The sequence below is a fragment of the Bradyrhizobium sp. WSM1417 genome (assembly GCF_000515415.1).
Classification (GTDB): Bacteria; Pseudomonadota; Alphaproteobacteria; order Rhizobiales; family Xanthobacteraceae; genus Bradyrhizobium.
In genome coordinates this window covers 2,218,981-2,235,473 of record NZ_KI911783.1, presented here as the reverse complement: position 1 = coordinate 2,235,473, position 16,493 = coordinate 2,218,981, and the positions used below count along the sequence as shown (strand labels likewise).

The following is a 16,493-nucleotide window of genomic DNA, read 5'->3' as shown; positions in this document are numbered from 1 at the left end:
CGACACGTCTCTCAGACCTAGCCAATTGTAATTTCGGCAACAAAGTCGGCAATTTTGCCGATCTTGGCCTCATTGGTCGCCGTCCATGGAAACGAGAAGTTCAGCGCGAACGAATTCTCGAACGACCGGGCCGCTGCGGAAAATACTGGGCCGGGCAAAATGCTTACGCGTTGTTTGTGAAGTGCCTTTGCGGCGCTAAATGACTTAAACCCTTGTGGGGCATGAATCCAGCACATACATCCGCCGTTCGGTCGGCTGATGGAACAACCGGCTGGCAACCTCTTTGCAAGGAGCTGAAGCCCCCGCTCCATCCGCGAGGCGAGGGTATCCCGGATCCGGCGCAGGTGCCTGTCTTGGCTATGGCTCATTAGATATTCGGCAAGGGCCTGCTGCATCCGGGCGTCGTTTATCCCGTAACCTCCCAAATAAGAGGCGGCGAGAATTGGCTGTGCATGTTTGCCCGCTATCACCCACCCAAGCCCGTATTCCGGGGCCAAGCTGCATTCAAAGCTGCTGAACTGCAGCACTGTCTCGCTTGAATCAAACTTTTTCAACGACGCGGGGTTTCTAATGCCATAAGAGAGGTCGCCAAGCATATCGTTTTCGATGATGGTGACGTTGTTCTTGTGCGCGGCGGCGACGACACGCTTCATGCCTTCCTCACCGTAGGTGATACCAGTTGGGAAGTGATTGTTCGCCATCAGCAGCGCAACCCGGATTTTGTTGTTCTTGACCAGATATTCGAACTGGTCTGGGTCGACGCCTGTCCTAGGATGCGAGTAGATCTCAATGACGCGGAGGTTCCGGTGTTTAATACGGGACAGCGCCGGGAAATAGGATGGGCTTTCAACCAAGACGATATCCCCAGAATCGGTCAGGGCGTCGAGGCAGAGATCGAGGCTCTGCATAGCAGATCCCGTGATAATAATGTCCTGATATCGCGTGAATATGCCACGCTGCGCGGCGCGCCTGGCAATCTGCAGGCGGAGATCGATGTCACCCAAGACGGCTTCTTTTGCAGGCAGCTTCCCTCGGCGGAGAATGCGCCGCATCACTCTGTCAAGTTCTGCACAGTCGAAGAGATCGCCGCTTGGATGGGGAGCCCCGAACGAATCCAAAGTCCGATTCTGCCACGACAAAAGCAGGGACTGCGGAAAGTCCCCGATGGAAATGGGGTCGGCCGGGTTCTCCGCGTGTTGCGCGAAATCACCTAACTCCGATGAAATGCGCGTCAAATAATATCCCGAGCGTGGCCGAGCCGTGCAGTATCCCCGGCTCTCGAGCAGCTCATAACCGTGATGAATTGTAACTGTGCTAAATCCTGTCAATTGGCTAAGTTGCCTGATTGACGGCAAACGGTCACCGACCTTCAGCGTACCGGCATCGACCCGCTTGCGGATGAGTTCAACGACGGCATTGTAGCGGTACGGCATATCGTTCAACACGGCAGCGATCATCACTGTCCAGCAGGACAGAGATCAGAACAGATCGCACCTGTTCTACAAGCTCTGCTCCCTTACAGGCGGCCGATTTTCACTATTTCGGACGAAGCATTAAGCGCTTTGAACGCCGACTTTCCACAATCTCTGACCGCATGATGTTGAAATTATGCGCCTGATCGCCGGACGACGATGCGATCATTCTTTTCTGACGCGCGTGGACTTAGACTAGCTTGCAATAAGCTGGCTATGAACGCAAGTTTCGCGCGCGAACGTTTGCCATTGGCGTAAGTCAATTGCCGGGTCTGAAGGGACTGTGGTTCTCGCCGGACGAAAAGAGCCTCTACTGCCGAAATCACGGGGCGCGCCGAACGGCAGGACGCCGTCCTTGGTCTTGTTCGGCCACCCAAGTTCCCGATCGCGGCGACCTTCTTCATCTTCGAAAGGGCACGATCATGCGCGAGGGCGCGTTGCAGGATTGGTCGAAGTTATTGAACATCTGCATCACGCCGCCGGTCACTGACTTTTGCAGGTCGGCGGATAAGCTCATGGTGATCTCGGAGCAAAGCGTCAATCAGGTTGAACACGCCCTTCGGCACGCCGGCCTCGTAGTGTGATGTCGAAATCCGCACTTCATGGACGATCTTTGCGAAGATCAGCGGCGAGGTCCAGTTGTCCGCGCCTCGGCTTTCGCGGCCAAACGGCCCGCGGCTCGACGTGCAGCATCGTTTTCAACTGACGCATCAGCTTGCCGCTTTTGCCACAGAACACCACAGGGGTCGCCGCCACGCGGATCGAGTCCGAAGACTTCCTATCACAACGCGCCATGTCGGTGTGACAACCGAGCGCCCGAAACGCATAGGCAGCACGATCGGGTCTCCCGATTGCGCTGCAGTCAATAACCACGTCCCAGATCCACGACATTGGTCAACGTTTGGCCCTTCAGGAAGCGTTCGATGTTATCTGCGAAGATCGAAAATACTCGCTCCGTATAGTTTGTCGGACTTCCCGATACGTGCGGCGTTGCAATTACGTTCGGCATGTCCCACAACGGGCTTCCCAGAGGCAGCGGTTCCCGTTGGAACACATCAAGCAACGCACCGGCGATCGTGCCCGCCTCCAGCGCCTTGATCAGTTCGGTCTCCACGATAACCTGGCCGCGGGCGATGTTGATCAGGAACGCATCGCGGCGCATTAGCGCGATCTCAGGCGCCCCGATGAGACTCACGGTCGTTGGCGTCGCCGGCACGGCCAACACCACAAAATCGCAAAGCGGCAGCATTTCCTTGAGCGCCTCGGGGGCGAACAGCCGGTCGACACCATCAATAGATGATGAGACATCCCGCTTCGAGCCCACAACAGTCATCCCCGCACTCTTCGCGCGCCGGGCGATCGTTGCCCCGATCGAGCCCAGTCCCACGACGCCGAGCGTCTTCTCGGCCAACGGCGCGACAAAGCGCGCGGTCCATCTCCGCTCGGCCTGATCGCGCAGGAGTTTACGGAAATCCCAATGCAGCATAGTTATGCCGGCCATTACAAAATCGGCGATGATGTCGCCATGAATGCCGCGCGCATTTGTGACGGTGATGTGCCCTATCCTTTCGCGAGACGGCATAATCGAGTCGACACCCGCGACTGGACATTGGATCCAACGCAGTTTTTTCGCGTGCTCAAACAGGTCGATGGGTAACGAAGATGCGAGGATAGCATCCGCATCCTTTATGCAGCGTGCGAGCTGGCCAGGATTTGGCGCAACGATTGTACGAACTTGAGGGAAGCGATCCGCAACAAGCCGCGCATACAATTCAGCGTCGGGGTGGCTCAGAACAATGGTAACGTCTGGCCTTTCAGCGCGCATGTTCATCTCCGAAGTAATAGGAACGACTAAACCGAAGCTGTTTGAGATTGCTAGCAACGCAGCCGATTTGGCTATTTGTTACCTGGTATTTGTGCGCAAGTGGCTGTGCCTTCCGAGCATAGCTTTGCTTCAACAGCAAATCGCGCGTGGTGGGCCCTGCAGGTGCCCATAAGAAAGACTGACAAGGAGAGACCACTAAAGTTCCCGCGGGTTAATTCAGCAATTTCGAAGCCTCGACGGGACCGGTTCGTTGGCGATTGGCAAACCCCATTTCGTCTGGTTGGCGGGACAGGTGCGAGCTACTTGGGCGCTCGCCCTCTGCGGATCGGGATCAACGTTGCCATGCCGATCGGGTTCGGCAGCCCAAGAACCGCGCACCGAGTGCTCGGGATCATCTCGCCGCTGGCGCGATCGGCGGCGACGGTTTCAAGCACTGGATCGCATCCAATGGTCATCTTTGCGACCGAATAAGCGTAGGAGCGGCTACGAACTAAGGCGACATCATCGTGGCTTCGCCGACGACCGCACCACGCTGCGACTACCGCGTGGTGGCGCTCGCCGCCGCCAGGTGATCGTCGACCGGTTGGGGCAGCGCCACCACGATACCAGAGCTCGCCTCGCTCAAGCAAGCACATGCCGACCGCACACTAGAGACGAGCAGGCGCACCGGCTCACGCACAGGCCAATAGAGGTTTAAACGTGGCAAACCCGAGCGCACCCGCACTTGCGTTGCTCGGCATCGCAGCCGCTTCTCCCTCCGCCCTACAATGCGCGGTTACGTCGCGTATTCTGGCTCCTTGCGATCGAGCACCCGCTTCAAGGCATCGAAGTGCCGCTCGGCTGGACTTGGACTCTCTCGCACACGCGCGCCGGAGCCGAGCGCAGTGTGGTCGACGACCTGTTGCGGGAGCTGCTTCAGCGGCTGGTGGGTCCACATGGCGTAAAGCTGCACCTGTGCGGCGCGCTCGATATAGTAAAGCATATTGTAAGCATCAGCGATTGTCTCTCCGACGGTCGTGATGCCATGATTCGCCATGAACAGCACTTGCTTTTCCCCAAGCACCTCTGCAAGTCGCGCGCCCTCGGCTGGATCGCCCACAGGCCCCCCGTAGTAATCATCATATGCGATTGCCCGCGACAGAATGGCTTCGGTCTGCCCGATTTCCTTAATGCGCGGATCCTCGAGACGGGTAAGGGCACTGGCGAAAGGCATATGGGTATGCAAGACCGCCCTCGCCTTTGGGATTGCCTTATGGATTGGTGCATGGATGCAATAGCAGGAGCGCTCGACCACACCTTCTCCGCGCTTCACTTGGCCGTCGTCTATGCCTACTTCCATGAATGAGGAAGCAGTTACTTCGGACCAATGCATCCCGAACGGAATCTGATAGTAGCGATCGCTGCGGCCGGGCACCACGTAAGTCAGATGGTTGTAAATGCCCTCTGAGAAGCCCTCGAGGAAAGCAATTCGATGCACAGCCGCTAGATCGACCCGAGCCTGCCACTCCTCGGCGCTGCTGCTCTCCCGCAGCGATTTCGGCGAAACCTTGAAGTCCATGCGCTTACCTCCGTCTGTGCCGCCACCCTTCACGAGCGGGAAAATCAACTCCGAAGATACTTTGATCAGCACCAGCGAGCGAAAAGGCTTCGATTTTACGTTTCGATCGCAGTTAAACTGCAATAAACTGAGTTCATCGCAGGATTCGCTTCGCGAAGGGCTGAGCTAGCGGAGCACGTTGCAGAGCCTTGCTCGAAAGCTAGAGCCGTCGCCGATCATGTTGGATCGTATCCCGCTGCAAGGAGTTTGCATTCGGGCAAGGTGAAGCAATCGACGATGCTGCGATGACGCTCCAGATGCCTTCGACGGAGCGATCGGCGGCTTTGCGCGGGATCGCCTTGAACTTTGCGAAGCTGCTCTATCCTGACGCGCTCGACCTTTCGCTAGCCTGAGAACGCAGCAGGCTCTCGCCCCCAGGATTGAGCCAAAACCTTTATCTGTCTGGTTCGCCGCGATCGAGATCGCCCGTGCATAGTGATCGCCGGGGAGGAGCTCCGCCGCGATCGTGAGTATTCGAGTGGCTTGAGGAAAACAGCTATCGCAAAATCGTCTAAGATCTGTTTGATATGCACACGATGCTATGCCCTCCATCCGGCGCGCGCATACTCGTTGCCACAAACATGCCCTACGGCGTCCTTCCGTCCAGCTCAGACCCCGGCGGGCACGCCGACGCCTTTTCGGGTGTTAAACCTAAGCATGGCCCCTTGTTTGCTCCTCGCTAGCTTGACAGAGACCACGAGTTTCGTTGAGCGCAGCGCAGCAAGGGCAAGCTGTTCTGATCCTTGAGCTCGTATTCAGCGGCGGGTTTTACGACGCCTGATTCCAGCGGCAAGGTATCAGCTCACAAGGACGCCTCCTGACGCGTGACTGTCAAGAAGTCTGCTTTCGGTCGTCGCTCGCGTCCAGTTTGGTCCGCCCTTTTTGGCCCTATTAATCTCTCCCGGCTTTCAGCCGACGAGCCAACTATAGGTATCGAGGTCCGTGAGGCCGAGATACAGCCAGTCCCTCTAGATTCCTCAGCGCCCCTTGCGGAGCAAATCCTCCTCGTGTTTCCACATCAGGAAATCCGGGCCGAGATCGGCAATCTTTGTGGCCCCGATTTGGGCCATGCTGATGTCGATCTGGTGACGGAAGATCGCCAGCGCCTTGGCTGCGCCGGCCACTCCGCCGGCGGTCACGCCATATAGAGTTGGTCGACCTTGGAAGACGAACTTGGCACCCATGCAGATCGCGATCAGCGCGTCGAGGCCACGGCGAACACCACTATCGAGCATCACGGTCATTTTGTCGCCCACTGCGTTGCAGATCGCGGGGAGGACCTCCAGCGGCGACGGTGCTTTGTCGAGCTGCCGCGCGCCGTGATTGGAGACGATGATGCCGTTCAAGCCGAGCGAATGCGCGCGGATCGCGTCATTGGGGTGCATGATTCCCTTGAGCACGAAATTGCCCTTCCACAGCTGTCGATAGCGTTCGACATGATTCCAGGTCATAGGCGCCTTTAGTTGGTCGAAGACGAAATCAGCAACTTCTTCGTCGCTTGCCGCGGGACCGGCGTACTTGGCCCAATTGTCAAAACGAGGGGTGCCGTGCTGCAGCCATTGTATAAACCACGCAGGATGGCTTAGCGCTTCGAACTTGACCTTCCAGGTCGGCTTTGGCGGCCACCCCCAGCCATTCCTGATATTGCGCTCGCGGTTCGAGCTTCCCGGCGCATCGACGGTGAAGACCAGAGTCTTGAGCCCGGCGTCACTCGCCCGCTTGATCATGTCCTCATCAATCGATGAGTCCCTGGCGGAGTAGTGCTGGTACCAGCCGTGGTCGGGTGCCAACTTGCCCAGATCCTCGATCGAGCCGGTACCAGCGCCCGACAAAATGAACGGCACGTTCGCATCACGCGCCGCCTCGGCCAGCATCATATCAGCGCCATGGCGAAACATGCCTGCCAGTCCGGTCGGCGCGATGCCGATTGGACTCGAATAACTACGGCCGAAGAGCGACGTCGACTGGTCGCGGACGCTGACATCGATCAGGTACCGCGGTACAATGCGCTTGCTGCGGAAGGCCTGTTCGTTGGTTACCAACCCAACCTCGTCGTCGGTACCGCCCTCGATGAAATCGTAGGCGGCTCTCGGGAGCCTCTTTTTCGCAAGCTTGCGTAGGTCATCGATATTGACTACCCCGTCCATCGTCATCCCGGTTTCCCCTCGAGTACCTCGTCGAACACAATGGAAGCGAAGGCGTACCGAATGCCGAACAGCATTCGGTACGCGCACGTCAAAGCCGCTAGCTACTTCTTGAAACTGATTTCCTGGAAAGCACGCCACTGCCCCGGCCACGGCCACGCCCGGAACACGATGCCGTCCCGCCAGGCGAATGTGACGATCGGGCGATAGGTAGTCACGCCGCCGAGGACGTTTTCATGCTTGTAGCGGGCGATCTGCTTGATCAGTTCCGCCCGCTTCTCCGGGTTCATAGTATTCTTCAATTCCTCGATCATCGCGTCGGCTTTGGGATCATTGCTATGGGAATAAATGCCGAAGCCTTTGCCCGGGACGTAGCTGTGCAGCATCCCTGCCCAAGGCTCCGCGGGATCACCCGGCAGCCCGTGGCCCCACATCCATGGCGCGAGGCCGTCCATCTCGGGTGGGCCGTGGTCGCGGCGACCGAGATTGACCCAGGCCAGATACTCGAGTCCTTGCACCTTGCAGCGAATGCCGATCGTACTGAGATAGGCAAACACCGCCTCGCCCATTTCCTTCACGTTCGGCTCGCGCGGCGTGATCAGGTTGTAGCACGGCGTCTCGAACCCATTTGGATAGCCCGCTTCCGCCAGCAGCTGCTTCGCCTGTTTCAGATCGTAAGCATATGGCTTCAGGTCCGGATCGTAGCCGGTCTCGCCCTTGCCGACCTCGACATAGCGCTGGCCCTGCCCGAACAGCACGTTCTTGATGATGGCATCGACATCCACCGCGTGCGCCACTGCCTGCCGCACCTTCAGCTTACTGAAAGGTGAATCCGGCTTGTCGGCCGTCATCTCGATATAGAGATTGTTGTTCGCAACCGTCGATAAGGTCGTCACGCCCGGCATCTTCTTGAACTCTTCGACCGCCGACAGTGGCACCGTGTCGATCCAATCGACTGCGCCCGACTTGAACGCCGCAACGCGTGTAAGGTCTTCCGGAATGATCTTCAGGACCAAGTTCTTGATCTTCGGCCGCGCATCCTTGTTCCAGTAATCATCGAACGCCTCGAGCTTCAGATCCTCCTTAATCGAGCGTGAGACGAATTTCCACGGGCCGGTGCCGACCGGCGCCTTGGCAAAACCCTCCTCGCCCACCTTCTCGAAATACTTCTTCGGAATCGCCCACAGCTGCAGCGCGTTGGGGATGTAGTTGCCGTCCGGCGCCTTAAAATGCAGCTTGAAATGATGGTCGTCAATGATTTCGAACTTTTCGATGTTCGCCTGTGTGTAGGAATAACGCGAGATCTTTGGATCCCTGAGCCGCTCATAGGAGAATTCGAAGTCAGCCGAGGTCAATGGATCGCCGTTGTGGAACTTCACCCCCTTACGGAGGTGCACGTCGATGATCGGCTTGTCTGGCGTACCCTCGATGGACCAAGATTCGGCCAGCCAGTTGACCATCTTTAAGTCCGGATCGAAGCGGACCAGTTGCTCGTACATCTGGCCGATGTAATACTGATCGACCCCGCCAACCATTTTTGTGGGATCGAGCGACGTTGGTTCGGCCGCGAGGGCCGCGACAACCGTATCCTTAGTTTGTGCCGAGACTGTTGCATTGAGCGCGAGCAGGCCAAACAAGGCGCCCGCAAGAACACGTACGATGATTACCCCTCTATGAATCATGCTCTCTCCTCCCTGATACGTCATACAATCGTAAAGGGCTGCTCAAGAATAAAAGCGCCGAAAACCGGCTCAGGATCAGAGAAAATCTGCAAGAATGGGGTCCTCGAGAGGGTTAAACGCCGAGCTACGGTCGCCAACTCGAAACCGAGGGCGGTGCCATCCGCAATGACACGGTTCGACGCCGCGACGCCCGCCTCGCTCTAACGAGATCGCAACAACGTCGACCGGCGCGATGCCAGATGAATAGTGAGCCGAATGGCTGCCCGAGACCGCGGCGGAAGCCTCGCAGCGCCTCACATCCCGCGTCATAAGACTCCAAGCTGACGGACGACTGGCAAAGCTTGGGACTGCTCCATCTACGTCTAGTCCGGCAGCCCTTGAGGGGAATGGCTAGTGCGATTCTGTTTAAGCGCACTGCGCAAAAAATTGGATCAGAGGATCGTTTGCAGCTTAAATGAACTGTAGTTCGTCGTTGCGTGATACAAGCCGATTAAGCCACGCTCTTCGCTCCATCGACAGCCGACCAACAACCATAGTGTCGCTCACTAACTCTGCTGCGATAATCTCAATTGTCCAAAGTCAGCAGGGTCTCCAATAGGTGACGACGTGCTTATCGGAGCCTTCGAGAGGCTCAGAGCACACATGGTGTCGGAGGGGCTCGCAGTTTAATGAAGACCTAGATCTTCGTCGGGCCACCTCCTTGCGCTCCTGCAAGCCCCTAACAATCCTCGGGGGCAAACATAAGCTCAGGCGCGCCGAGGGACGGCGCGCCCGAAGAAAGGGCGCATGCTTGAGGAAGCTTGTGCTAACCGTGTTCGCTTCAATCTGTACATTGTGTCTCGGAACATTTTCGACGAAGGTAGACAAACCGACCTATCGCTGGTCACGCAATCTGCGACATGCCCGGAGATTTACAATCGACGGGGAACGAGAAAGTTGGCCCAGACGCAGGAAAGTTGGCCAGACTGGCAACAGCACGCATTCAACCATAATCCATGACTAACCGGAGTTCTCAGTCGCGTCACTGACCAAAGTCCACGACCTAAGCTTCGCTCTCGATATCGGAACGAAGACCGGGTCGTTGACACCGCGTTTTTCGGAGATAGACGAAATCGAACTTCTCAGCGGAGCTCGCGCAGGTGAGAGCCGTCGGCACCTGTGAAGCCCTTCCGGGGCGGCAGGTATTAAAACGTCTTACGGAGCACTTCCTATGCGATCTGACGGCGTCCCTTGCATCGCTTCTCTATCGAATCCTGGTACGCTGGAGATAAGTTGTATTGATTGCGACATTCACCCGGCACTTCCGAATTTGAGTTCCCTTCTCCCGTACATGGATGAGCATTGGCAAAGACAAGTCGCCGAACGGGGATTGGACCGTCACGATTTTAATACCTCGAGCTTCCCTCCGAATATCCCAGCTCTCTGCCGCTCTGACTGGCTCCGCGCTGAAGGGCTACCAGGTTCGGACCCTGAAGAATTGATTAAACATGGAGTTGCGCCTTTTGGAACGCGGGCAGCGATACTCAATCCGCTATACGGCGTCCAGGCTATTGCAGATGAAGGAATGGCTGTCGCGTTTGCGAGAGCCCTCAACGCCTGGATCGCGGAGGAGTGGTTGCCCAAGGATGGGCGTCTTTATGGGGCCATTGTCGTCACGCCGCAGGATCCGGGTGCGGCCGCTGAGGAAATCGAAAGGTGGGCTCGAAATGAGCGCTTCGTTCAAGTGCTAATGCTCGCCTCGACTGAGTTGGCGCTTGGGCAAAAATTCTACTGGCCCATTTATGAGGCGGCGGCGACGCATGGCCTTCCGATTGCGCTACACGCGGGCAGCAACTATAAACAAGCTCCTTCGTCTCTCGGATGGCAATCGTTTTTTGTCGCGGAATACGTTGATCATACTAGTATATTCCAGTCGCAGATACTGAGTATCATCACTCACGGAGTTTTTTCCAAGTTTCCTCAGCTAAAGTTCGTGTGTTCCGAATCTGGCTTTCTGTGGCTGCCGCCCTTCATGTGGCGCGCGTTGAAATCTTGGCGGGGTATGCGGTTCGAGACTCCCTGGGTTGATAGATCCCCGGCTGATATTATTCGCGACTGTTTTCGGTTCACGCTCCAGCCGATCGATGCTCCCCTCGAGCCTGGTATCTTTGATCGAGTTCTCGAGCAGCTCAGATCTGATGAGATGATCCTCTTTTCCACCGATTACCCGCATCATCATTTCGATGCCAACAGCGCATTACCGGAAGGTATCTCGAATGAGTTGGCACATAAGATCTGCGTCGAGAATCCCTTGAAGACCTATCCTCGTTTGCGGAGACTTCAACAATGAAGAAGCCGATCGAGCGGGCAGCTCTCCAAGGCGCTGCGAAGATCAAGCAGCGGCGAGTCGACTGTGACATCCATCCGGCGCTGCGCTCATACAGTGATTTGCATCCTTACCTAAGTCGGCGGTGGAAGCTGCATCTGGCAAATTATGGAATTCGCTTTCGGGTGCCTTTCGTCGGCGCGTCGAGGATTCCGCAAGCAAATCCTGCCATTTCTCGGCGGGATGCCTGGCCCCCTGAAGGTGGACCACCGGGATCGTCGCTCTCTTTCATGCAAGAGCAATATCTCGATCCCTGTGGGATCGATTATGGCATTCTGTTTGTGTTGTCTCCGGATGGAATGATGGAAAGAAGTGTGGATTTTGGAACCGCGCTGTGCAGCGCTGTCAATCAATGGCAATATGACGAGTGGACGCAAAAAGATCAGCGATTAAAAGGGAGTCTGCTCGTCAACGGCGAGGATGCAGAAGGCGCAATTGCGGAGATTGAGCGGTGGGCCGACAACAAGGACTTCGTTCAGATCTCCATGACGTGTCGTGGCGTCGAGCCATTGGGCCGCAAACGTTATTGGCCGATCTACGAAGCGGCAGTACGGCATGGTCTGCCGTTGGGATTACATCTAAGTGGCGACAGCGGTTCGCCTGGCGGAGCCGGTTGGCCATCGTTCTATCAGGAGAGTCACCATCGATTTACTTTTGTTCATCGTGAGCTTCTTACGAGCTTCGTCTTTGAGGGGGCTTTCGAGCGCTTTCCGAAGCTGAAGGTGGTGCTCGTTGAAGGTGGATTTGCGTGGATCAATGCTTGGTGCTGGCGCGCTGATCGTCAGTGGCTTCGCATGCGCGATGAAGTACCGCATCTGAAGCGGCCTCCATCCGAATACGTAAAGCAGGCGGTATATATCACCACGCAACCTATGGATGAGCCTGAGAGCTCGAGTGATCTCCGGGAGGTGATGTCTTGGTTTGGTTGGGATCGTTTTCTGTTCGCATCTGATTATCCCCACTGGGATTGGGACGATCCCAATCAGGCGTTCAAATGTTTTCTCTCGGACTCGGAGCGCCGGATGATCTACTCCGCAAACGCGGAGAAGCTGTATCGGCTGGAGTTCCGCAATGGCTAAGCATATCATCGGATCAGTGGGCGATATCCCCGATGGCGGGCGGCTCGCACTAAATGTTAGGGGGCGTCCAATCGTTGTCTTCAATCGGAACGGGCAATACTTCGCCTTGCTGGACCGTTGCCCACACTCTGGAGCTAAGTTGAGTCTCGGCCTACTTACCGGCATTCTTCAGTCCGACGGGCCGGGATGCTTTCGATATTCGCGGGAGGGCGAGATCATCAAATGTCCCTGGCACGGTTGGGAGTTCGACATTCGCTCCGGGGAGTCGTACTGCAGCCCACAATCCGTTAAGACGAGGTCGTATGATGTGAAGGTACAATCCGGCGCCGAGCTCGAGAAGGATCCGCATGTCGCGGAAAATTTCAGCGTCTCGGTGGAAAGTGAGTACATCGTTTTGGAAATGTAAGCGAGTCAATAGGCACGGACAGGGCGTTAGGGTGTAACCCCTCTCCTGCGGCCAACCCCGGATCAACAGCTGCTTTTGTCTTTCGGTTGTGTACCTGCCGACCCAGTTGGGCTGAACATCGCCGAAGGAATCCCGCGGGCAGGAAAGAGTCAGCGCCAAAGAATTGCGAGATCCTCGCGCAACAGAAGGGGGGCAGTGAGGGGGATCCTTCCTGCTCCACGTCGCTTCGGGCGGAGGCCTGGGCGAATCCCTTTCCCTATATCGTCGTCGAGCTCGGAAGGAGCCGCCGCGACAATTAACTGCTCGGTCTTGGAGATCGACAAAGCGGAGGAGCTGGAGTACAACCGAAAGAAGAGCAGAAGGAAGCAGCTTCAGAAGCCGCTACTCAATCAGCGAAAGTGCGTCAGCAAAGGTGAATCCGGCTTGTCGGCCGTCATCTCGATATAGAGATTGTTGTTCGCAACCGTCGATAAGGTCGTCACGCCCGGCATCTTCTTGAACTCTTCGACCGCCGACAGTGGCACCGTGTCGATCCAATCGACTGCGCCCGACTTGAACGCCGCAACGCGTGTAAGGTCTTCCGGAATGATCTTCAGGACCAAGTTCTTGATCTTCGGCCGCGCATCCTTGTTCCAGTAATCATCGAACGCCTCGAGCTTCAGATCCTCCTTAATCGAGCGTGAGACGAATTTCCACGGGCCGGTGCCGACCGGCGCCTTGGCAAAACCCTCCTCACCCACCTTCTCGAAATACTTCTTCGGAATCGCCCAGAGCTGCAGCGCGTTGGGGATGTAGTTGCCGTCCGGCGCCTTGAAATGCAGCTTGAAATGGTGGTCGTCAACGATTTCGAACTTTTCGATGTTGGCCTGTGTGTACGAAAAGCGCGAGATCTTTGGATCCCTGAGCCGCTCATAGGAGAATTCGAAATCAGCGGAGGTCAATGGATCGCCGTTGTGGAACTTCACCCCCTTACGGAGATGCACGTCGATGATTGGTTCGTCTGGCGTACCCTCGATGGACCAAGATTCGGCCAGCCAGTTGACCATCTTGTGTCCGAAGGAGTGGTGTAGCTGATTAGCAAAGCCGCTCGCGACGCGCGCCCCACTTAGCGCCGCAGCGAGCGAGCGGCTTTGCGGATGGGCACCGATGATTCGTCGGTAAGGTTTGGATTGCGACACCAACCTGATTCGAGGAATCACCGATGACCAACGACACGATGAACCTGCGCGCGCTCGTCGAGAAGACCCCAGATGCCGATCTGTTGCGCGAGATGATCAGCTTTGCCGCCCACCGGCTGATGGAGGTCGAGGGCCTGACTGGGGCCGCTCACGTCGAGAAGAACTCGGAGCGTCAGATCCAGCGCAATGGCTACCGCGATCGGAGTTGGGAGACCCGTGCCGGCACGGTCGAGCTGCGCATCCCCAAGCTTCGCAAGGGCTCGTACTTCCCGGGCTTCCTCGAGCCGCGGCGGATGGCCGAGAAGGCGCTCACGCCGGTGGTGCAGGAAGCCTACGTCCAGGGCGTCTCCACCCGCTCCGTTGACGATCTGGTGCAATCGATGGGCATGAGGGATCTCCAAAGACCAGGTGTCGGGGCTGTGCAGTGACATCAACGACAAGGTGAAGGCCTTCCTCAATCGACCGATCGAGGGCGATTGGCCCTATCTGTGGATCGACGCCACCTATGTGAAGGTGCGCCAAAACGAGCGCATCGTCTCGGTCGCGGTGATCATCACGGTGGGCGTCAACAGCGATGGCCGGCGCGAGGTTCTCGGCATGGATATCGGCCCGTCCGAGGCTGAGACGTTCTGGAAGCGCGTTCCTGCGCAAGCTTGCCCGCCGTGGCCTGCGCGGTGTCAAGCTCGTCGTCTCCGATGCGCATGAGGGGATCAAAGCCACGATCGGAAAGGTTCTCAACGCCACGTGGCAACGCTGCCGCGTCCACTTCATGCGCAACGCGCTGGCGCATGCCGGCAAGAGCAGGCGGCGGGTGGTCTCCGCCTTCATTGCCACGGACGACGCTGAAGCGGCGCGGGCGCAATGGCGGCGCATCGCTGATCAGCTCCGCCCCAAACTGCCGAAGCGCGCAGCGTTCCTCGAAAGGCCGAGACCGACGTGCTGGCCTACATGAGCTTCCCGGCCGCACACCGCGCCAAGCTGCACTCGACCAATCCGCTCGAACGGGTCAATGGCGAGATCAAGCGGCGGACCGAAGTGGTCGGCATCTTCCCCAATGAGGATACCATCACCCGTCTGGACGGCGCCATCCTCCTCGAACAGAACGACGAGTGGGCGGTCCAGCGCGGTCGCTAGATGACACTGGAAACCATCGCCCCGTTGGGCGATGATCCCACCGTCAGTTTCCCGGCGATCGCCAGCTGACCGATCCGGCCCCTGCCGGCGAACGCGGTAGCCCGCACTTCAGCTACACCACGTCACGGGACACGATCGTTGACGTCCAGATCGCAGCGGACCAATTGCTCGAGCATCTGCCCAACAAAATACTGATCGGCGCCGGCAGAGGACCCGCCGGCAGAGGACCTTGCAGGATCGAGCATCGTTGATTAAGCTGAGAAATAGGGGTTCACCACCCAGCGCTCGCACAGCACCTCGTCGGTCGAATGTGTGCTTGAGGAGGCAAGTCGCTACTATCAGTTGTGTGGACGGCGTCGGCCAGGAGCGGCAGCGGACCTTCTTGTGCTGCCGCCGCCGGGTTTCTCGATTCTAAGCCTCCGGGAGGACCCGCTTCAGGTCTGCGGGAAAGAACACCGAAGACGCGCGCGCCGCCACGTCCTGCGCAGTGTACGACCCTTTGGGATGGAAGCCCTCAGTCATAACCATCTTAATCTCTGCGATCTCTTCGCCCGATACGGCGAGGACCTTGCCCGAATGGTCAGCCGCCAAGTCGGAGGCCATGAAGAGCACGCCAGGAGCGACGTTCTCGGGACGCAGGATGGGGTCGGGTTCGCCTTCCCGGGTGCCTGGAACGTCCGCCCACATGCGAGTGATCGCGTTTGGTGCCACACCCATAACGCGGATGCCATATTTTCGACCCTCGATCGAGAGAACTCGTATCAAGCCATAGATACCCGCCTTGGCCGCTCCGTAATTTGCTTGGCCGAAATTCCCGAAAAGTCCCGACGTTGAAGACGTCATAATGATCACGCCAGGCCGACGGTTATCCTTGAGCCAGTTCCAAACCGGTAGCGAACAGCAGTAGGTCCCCTTAAGATGAACCTTGACGACGAGATCCCAATCTTCCTCGGAGATTTTGGCAAACGTCCGGTCGCGCAAGATGCCTGCATTACAGATCAAGATGTCGACGTGGCCAAAAGTGTCGATCGCGGCCCTAAGGATATTTTGACCTCCGGTCACGGTGGATACGTCATCCCCATTGGCCACGGCACGGCCGCCCGCTGCTACGATCTTGGCCACCACCTTTTCAGCCGCGGCGCTAGCGCCGGAACCATCGACTGAGCTGCCGAGGTCATTGACCACGACGGCCGCGCCCTCCTTGGCGAAAAGCGTTGCATAAGCCTCGCCGAGCCCGCCACCTGCTCCAGTTATGATCGCCACCTTGCCGTCCAACAATCCCATGTCGTGCCCTCTCCAATGTCTGCATCGCAAGCGCGCGCGGCGCTACCGAAGCGTCCTTAGTAGTTCTTTGCTCGTCTGCTCTCGGCTCACGACTAAAAAAGCCAAGGAGCTTGCGTGCGTAACGCAGCCAAACGAGAGTTTCGTCGAGATAGAGGACGGCTGCTGTGCGCAGGTCTTCCGCCTTTAAGACCAAAGCTGCGCCATTCCAATTCCACCGACTCACGCTCGCGATCCTAAGCTTTACACTCCATCACAGTGTCGAATTTATCATCCACCCGTATCGTTGTTACGTCTGCTGATTGGCCTGCCCCATCGCGCAGCAACAAA

The 16,493-nt window shown here is 57.5% G+C and carries 10 protein-coding genes and 2 pseudogenes; 4 read left to right on the top strand and 8 right to left on the bottom strand.

The window, feature by feature from the left end; genetic code table 11:
* Positions 1–17: 17 nt before the first annotated feature.
* From BRA1417_RS0110670 to BRA1417_RS0110640, 6 genes and pseudogenes are all read right to left on the bottom strand, one after another.
* The gene (locus tag BRA1417_RS0110670) at positions 18–1,457 is read right to left on the bottom strand and encodes a PLP-dependent aminotransferase family protein (protein WP_245286180.1); all 1,440 of its coding nucleotides are present in this window, start codon (positions 1,455–1,457) and stop codon (positions 18–20) included.
* Between the two features lie 427 nt (positions 1,458–1,884).
* Positions 1,885–2,107 (bottom strand): annotated as a pseudogene (locus BRA1417_RS45420) (hypothetical protein); the annotation flags it as partial.
* 227 nt (positions 2,108–2,334) lie between these two features.
* Positions 2,335–3,297 (bottom strand): D-2-hydroxyacid dehydrogenase, encoded by a 963-nt coding sequence (locus BRA1417_RS0110660; RefSeq protein WP_027515803.1) that lies wholly within the window; start codon positions 3,295–3,297, stop codon positions 2,335–2,337.
* Positions 3,298–4,072: 775 nt separating this feature from the next.
* Positions 4,073–4,855 carry a class II aldolase/adducin family protein gene (locus tag BRA1417_RS0110655; RefSeq protein WP_027515802.1) on the bottom strand — a complete coding sequence of 261 codons (783 nt, stop codon included), beginning with the start codon at positions 4,853–4,855 and terminating at the stop codon, positions 4,073–4,075.
* Between the two features lie 1,016 nt (positions 4,856–5,871).
* Complete coding sequence (locus BRA1417_RS0110645) at positions 5,872–7,047, bottom strand: alpha-hydroxy acid oxidase (RefSeq protein WP_027515801.1); 1,176 nt, start codon at positions 7,045–7,047, stop codon at positions 5,872–5,874.
* 95 nt (positions 7,048–7,142) lie between these two features.
* On the bottom strand, positions 7,143–8,720 hold the full coding sequence (locus BRA1417_RS0110640; protein ID WP_027515800.1) for an ABC transporter substrate-binding protein: 1,578 nt from the start codon (positions 8,718–8,720) through the stop codon (positions 7,143–7,145).
* A 1,210-nt stretch (positions 8,721–9,930) separates the two neighbouring features.
* On the opposite strand from BRA1417_RS0110640, the gene BRA1417_RS0110635 reads away from it, so the two are divergent.
* The 3 genes from BRA1417_RS0110635 to BRA1417_RS0110625 are packed head-to-tail and all read left to right on the top strand — an operon-like array spanning position 9,931 to position 12,570.
* A complete protein-coding gene (locus BRA1417_RS0110635) occupies positions 9,931–11,049 on the top strand; it encodes an amidohydrolase family protein (protein WP_051448309.1) in 1,119 nt (372 codons plus the stop codon).
* Positions 11,046–12,164 carry an amidohydrolase family protein gene (locus BRA1417_RS0110630; protein WP_027515798.1) on the top strand — a complete coding sequence of 373 codons (1,119 nt, stop codon included), beginning with the start codon at positions 11,046–11,048 and terminating at the stop codon, positions 12,162–12,164. The genes BRA1417_RS0110635 and BRA1417_RS0110630 overlap by 4 nt, the downstream gene beginning before the upstream one ends.
* Complete coding sequence (locus BRA1417_RS0110625) at positions 12,157–12,570, top strand: Rieske (2Fe-2S) protein (RefSeq protein WP_027515797.1); 414 nt, start codon at positions 12,157–12,159, stop codon at positions 12,568–12,570. The genes BRA1417_RS0110630 and BRA1417_RS0110625 overlap by 8 nt, the downstream gene beginning before the upstream one ends.
* 389 nt (positions 12,571–12,959) lie before the next feature.
* On the opposite strand, the gene BRA1417_RS39915 is transcribed toward BRA1417_RS0110625, so the two are convergent.
* The gene (locus tag BRA1417_RS39915) at positions 12,960–13,616 is read right to left on the bottom strand and encodes an ABC transporter substrate-binding protein (protein ID WP_245286179.1); all 657 of its coding nucleotides are present in this window, start codon (positions 13,614–13,616) and stop codon (positions 12,960–12,962) included.
* 155 nt (positions 13,617–13,771) lie between these two features.
* On the opposite strand from BRA1417_RS39915, the pseudogene BRA1417_RS39910 reads away from it, so the two are divergent.
* Positions 13,772–14,951, top strand: a pseudogene (locus BRA1417_RS39910) (IS256 family transposase).
* Between the two features lie 342 nt (positions 14,952–15,293).
* Here the strand turns inward: BRA1417_RS39910 and BRA1417_RS0110605 are convergent.
* Positions 15,294–16,166 carry an SDR family NAD(P)-dependent oxidoreductase gene (locus BRA1417_RS0110605; RefSeq protein WP_027515795.1) on the bottom strand — a complete coding sequence of 291 codons (873 nt, stop codon included), beginning with the start codon at positions 16,164–16,166 and terminating at the stop codon, positions 15,294–15,296.
* Positions 16,167–16,493 lie beyond the last annotated feature (327 nt).

What these genes read in the sequence shown, in the direction of transcription:
- BRA1417_RS0110670 (WP_245286180.1), bottom strand. Translation starts at nt 1,457, where the DNA reads ATGATCGCTGCCGTGTTGAACGATATGCCGTACCGCTACAATGCCGTC.
- BRA1417_RS0110660 (WP_027515803.1), bottom strand. Translation starts at nt 3,297, where the DNA reads ATGCGCGCTGAAAGGCCAGACGTTACCATTGTTCTGAGCCACCCCGAC.
- BRA1417_RS0110655 (WP_027515802.1), bottom strand. Translation starts at nt 4,855, where the DNA reads ATGGACTTCAAGGTTTCGCCGAAATCGCTGCGGGAGAGCAGCAGCGCC.
- BRA1417_RS0110645 (WP_027515801.1), bottom strand. Translation starts at nt 7,047, where the DNA reads ATGACGATGGACGGGGTAGTCAATATCGATGACCTACGCAAGCTTGCG.
- BRA1417_RS0110640 (WP_027515800.1), bottom strand. Translation starts at nt 8,720, where the DNA reads ATGATTCATAGAGGGGTAATCATCGTACGTGTTCTTGCGGGCGCCTTG.
- BRA1417_RS0110635 (WP_051448309.1), top strand. Translation starts at nt 9,931, where the DNA reads ATGCGATCTGACGGCGTCCCTTGCATCGCTTCTCTATCGAATCCTGGT.
- BRA1417_RS0110630 (WP_027515798.1), top strand. Translation starts at nt 11,046, where the DNA reads ATGAAGAAGCCGATCGAGCGGGCAGCTCTCCAAGGCGCTGCGAAGATC.
- BRA1417_RS0110625 (WP_027515797.1), top strand. Translation starts at nt 12,157, where the DNA reads ATGGCTAAGCATATCATCGGATCAGTGGGCGATATCCCCGATGGCGGG.
- BRA1417_RS39915 (WP_245286179.1), bottom strand. Translation starts at nt 13,616, where the DNA reads ATGGTCAACTGGCTGGCCGAATCTTGGTCCATCGAGGGTACGCCAGAC.
- BRA1417_RS0110605 (WP_027515795.1), bottom strand. Translation starts at nt 16,166, where the DNA reads ATGGGATTGTTGGACGGCAAGGTGGCGATCATAACTGGAGCAGGTGGC.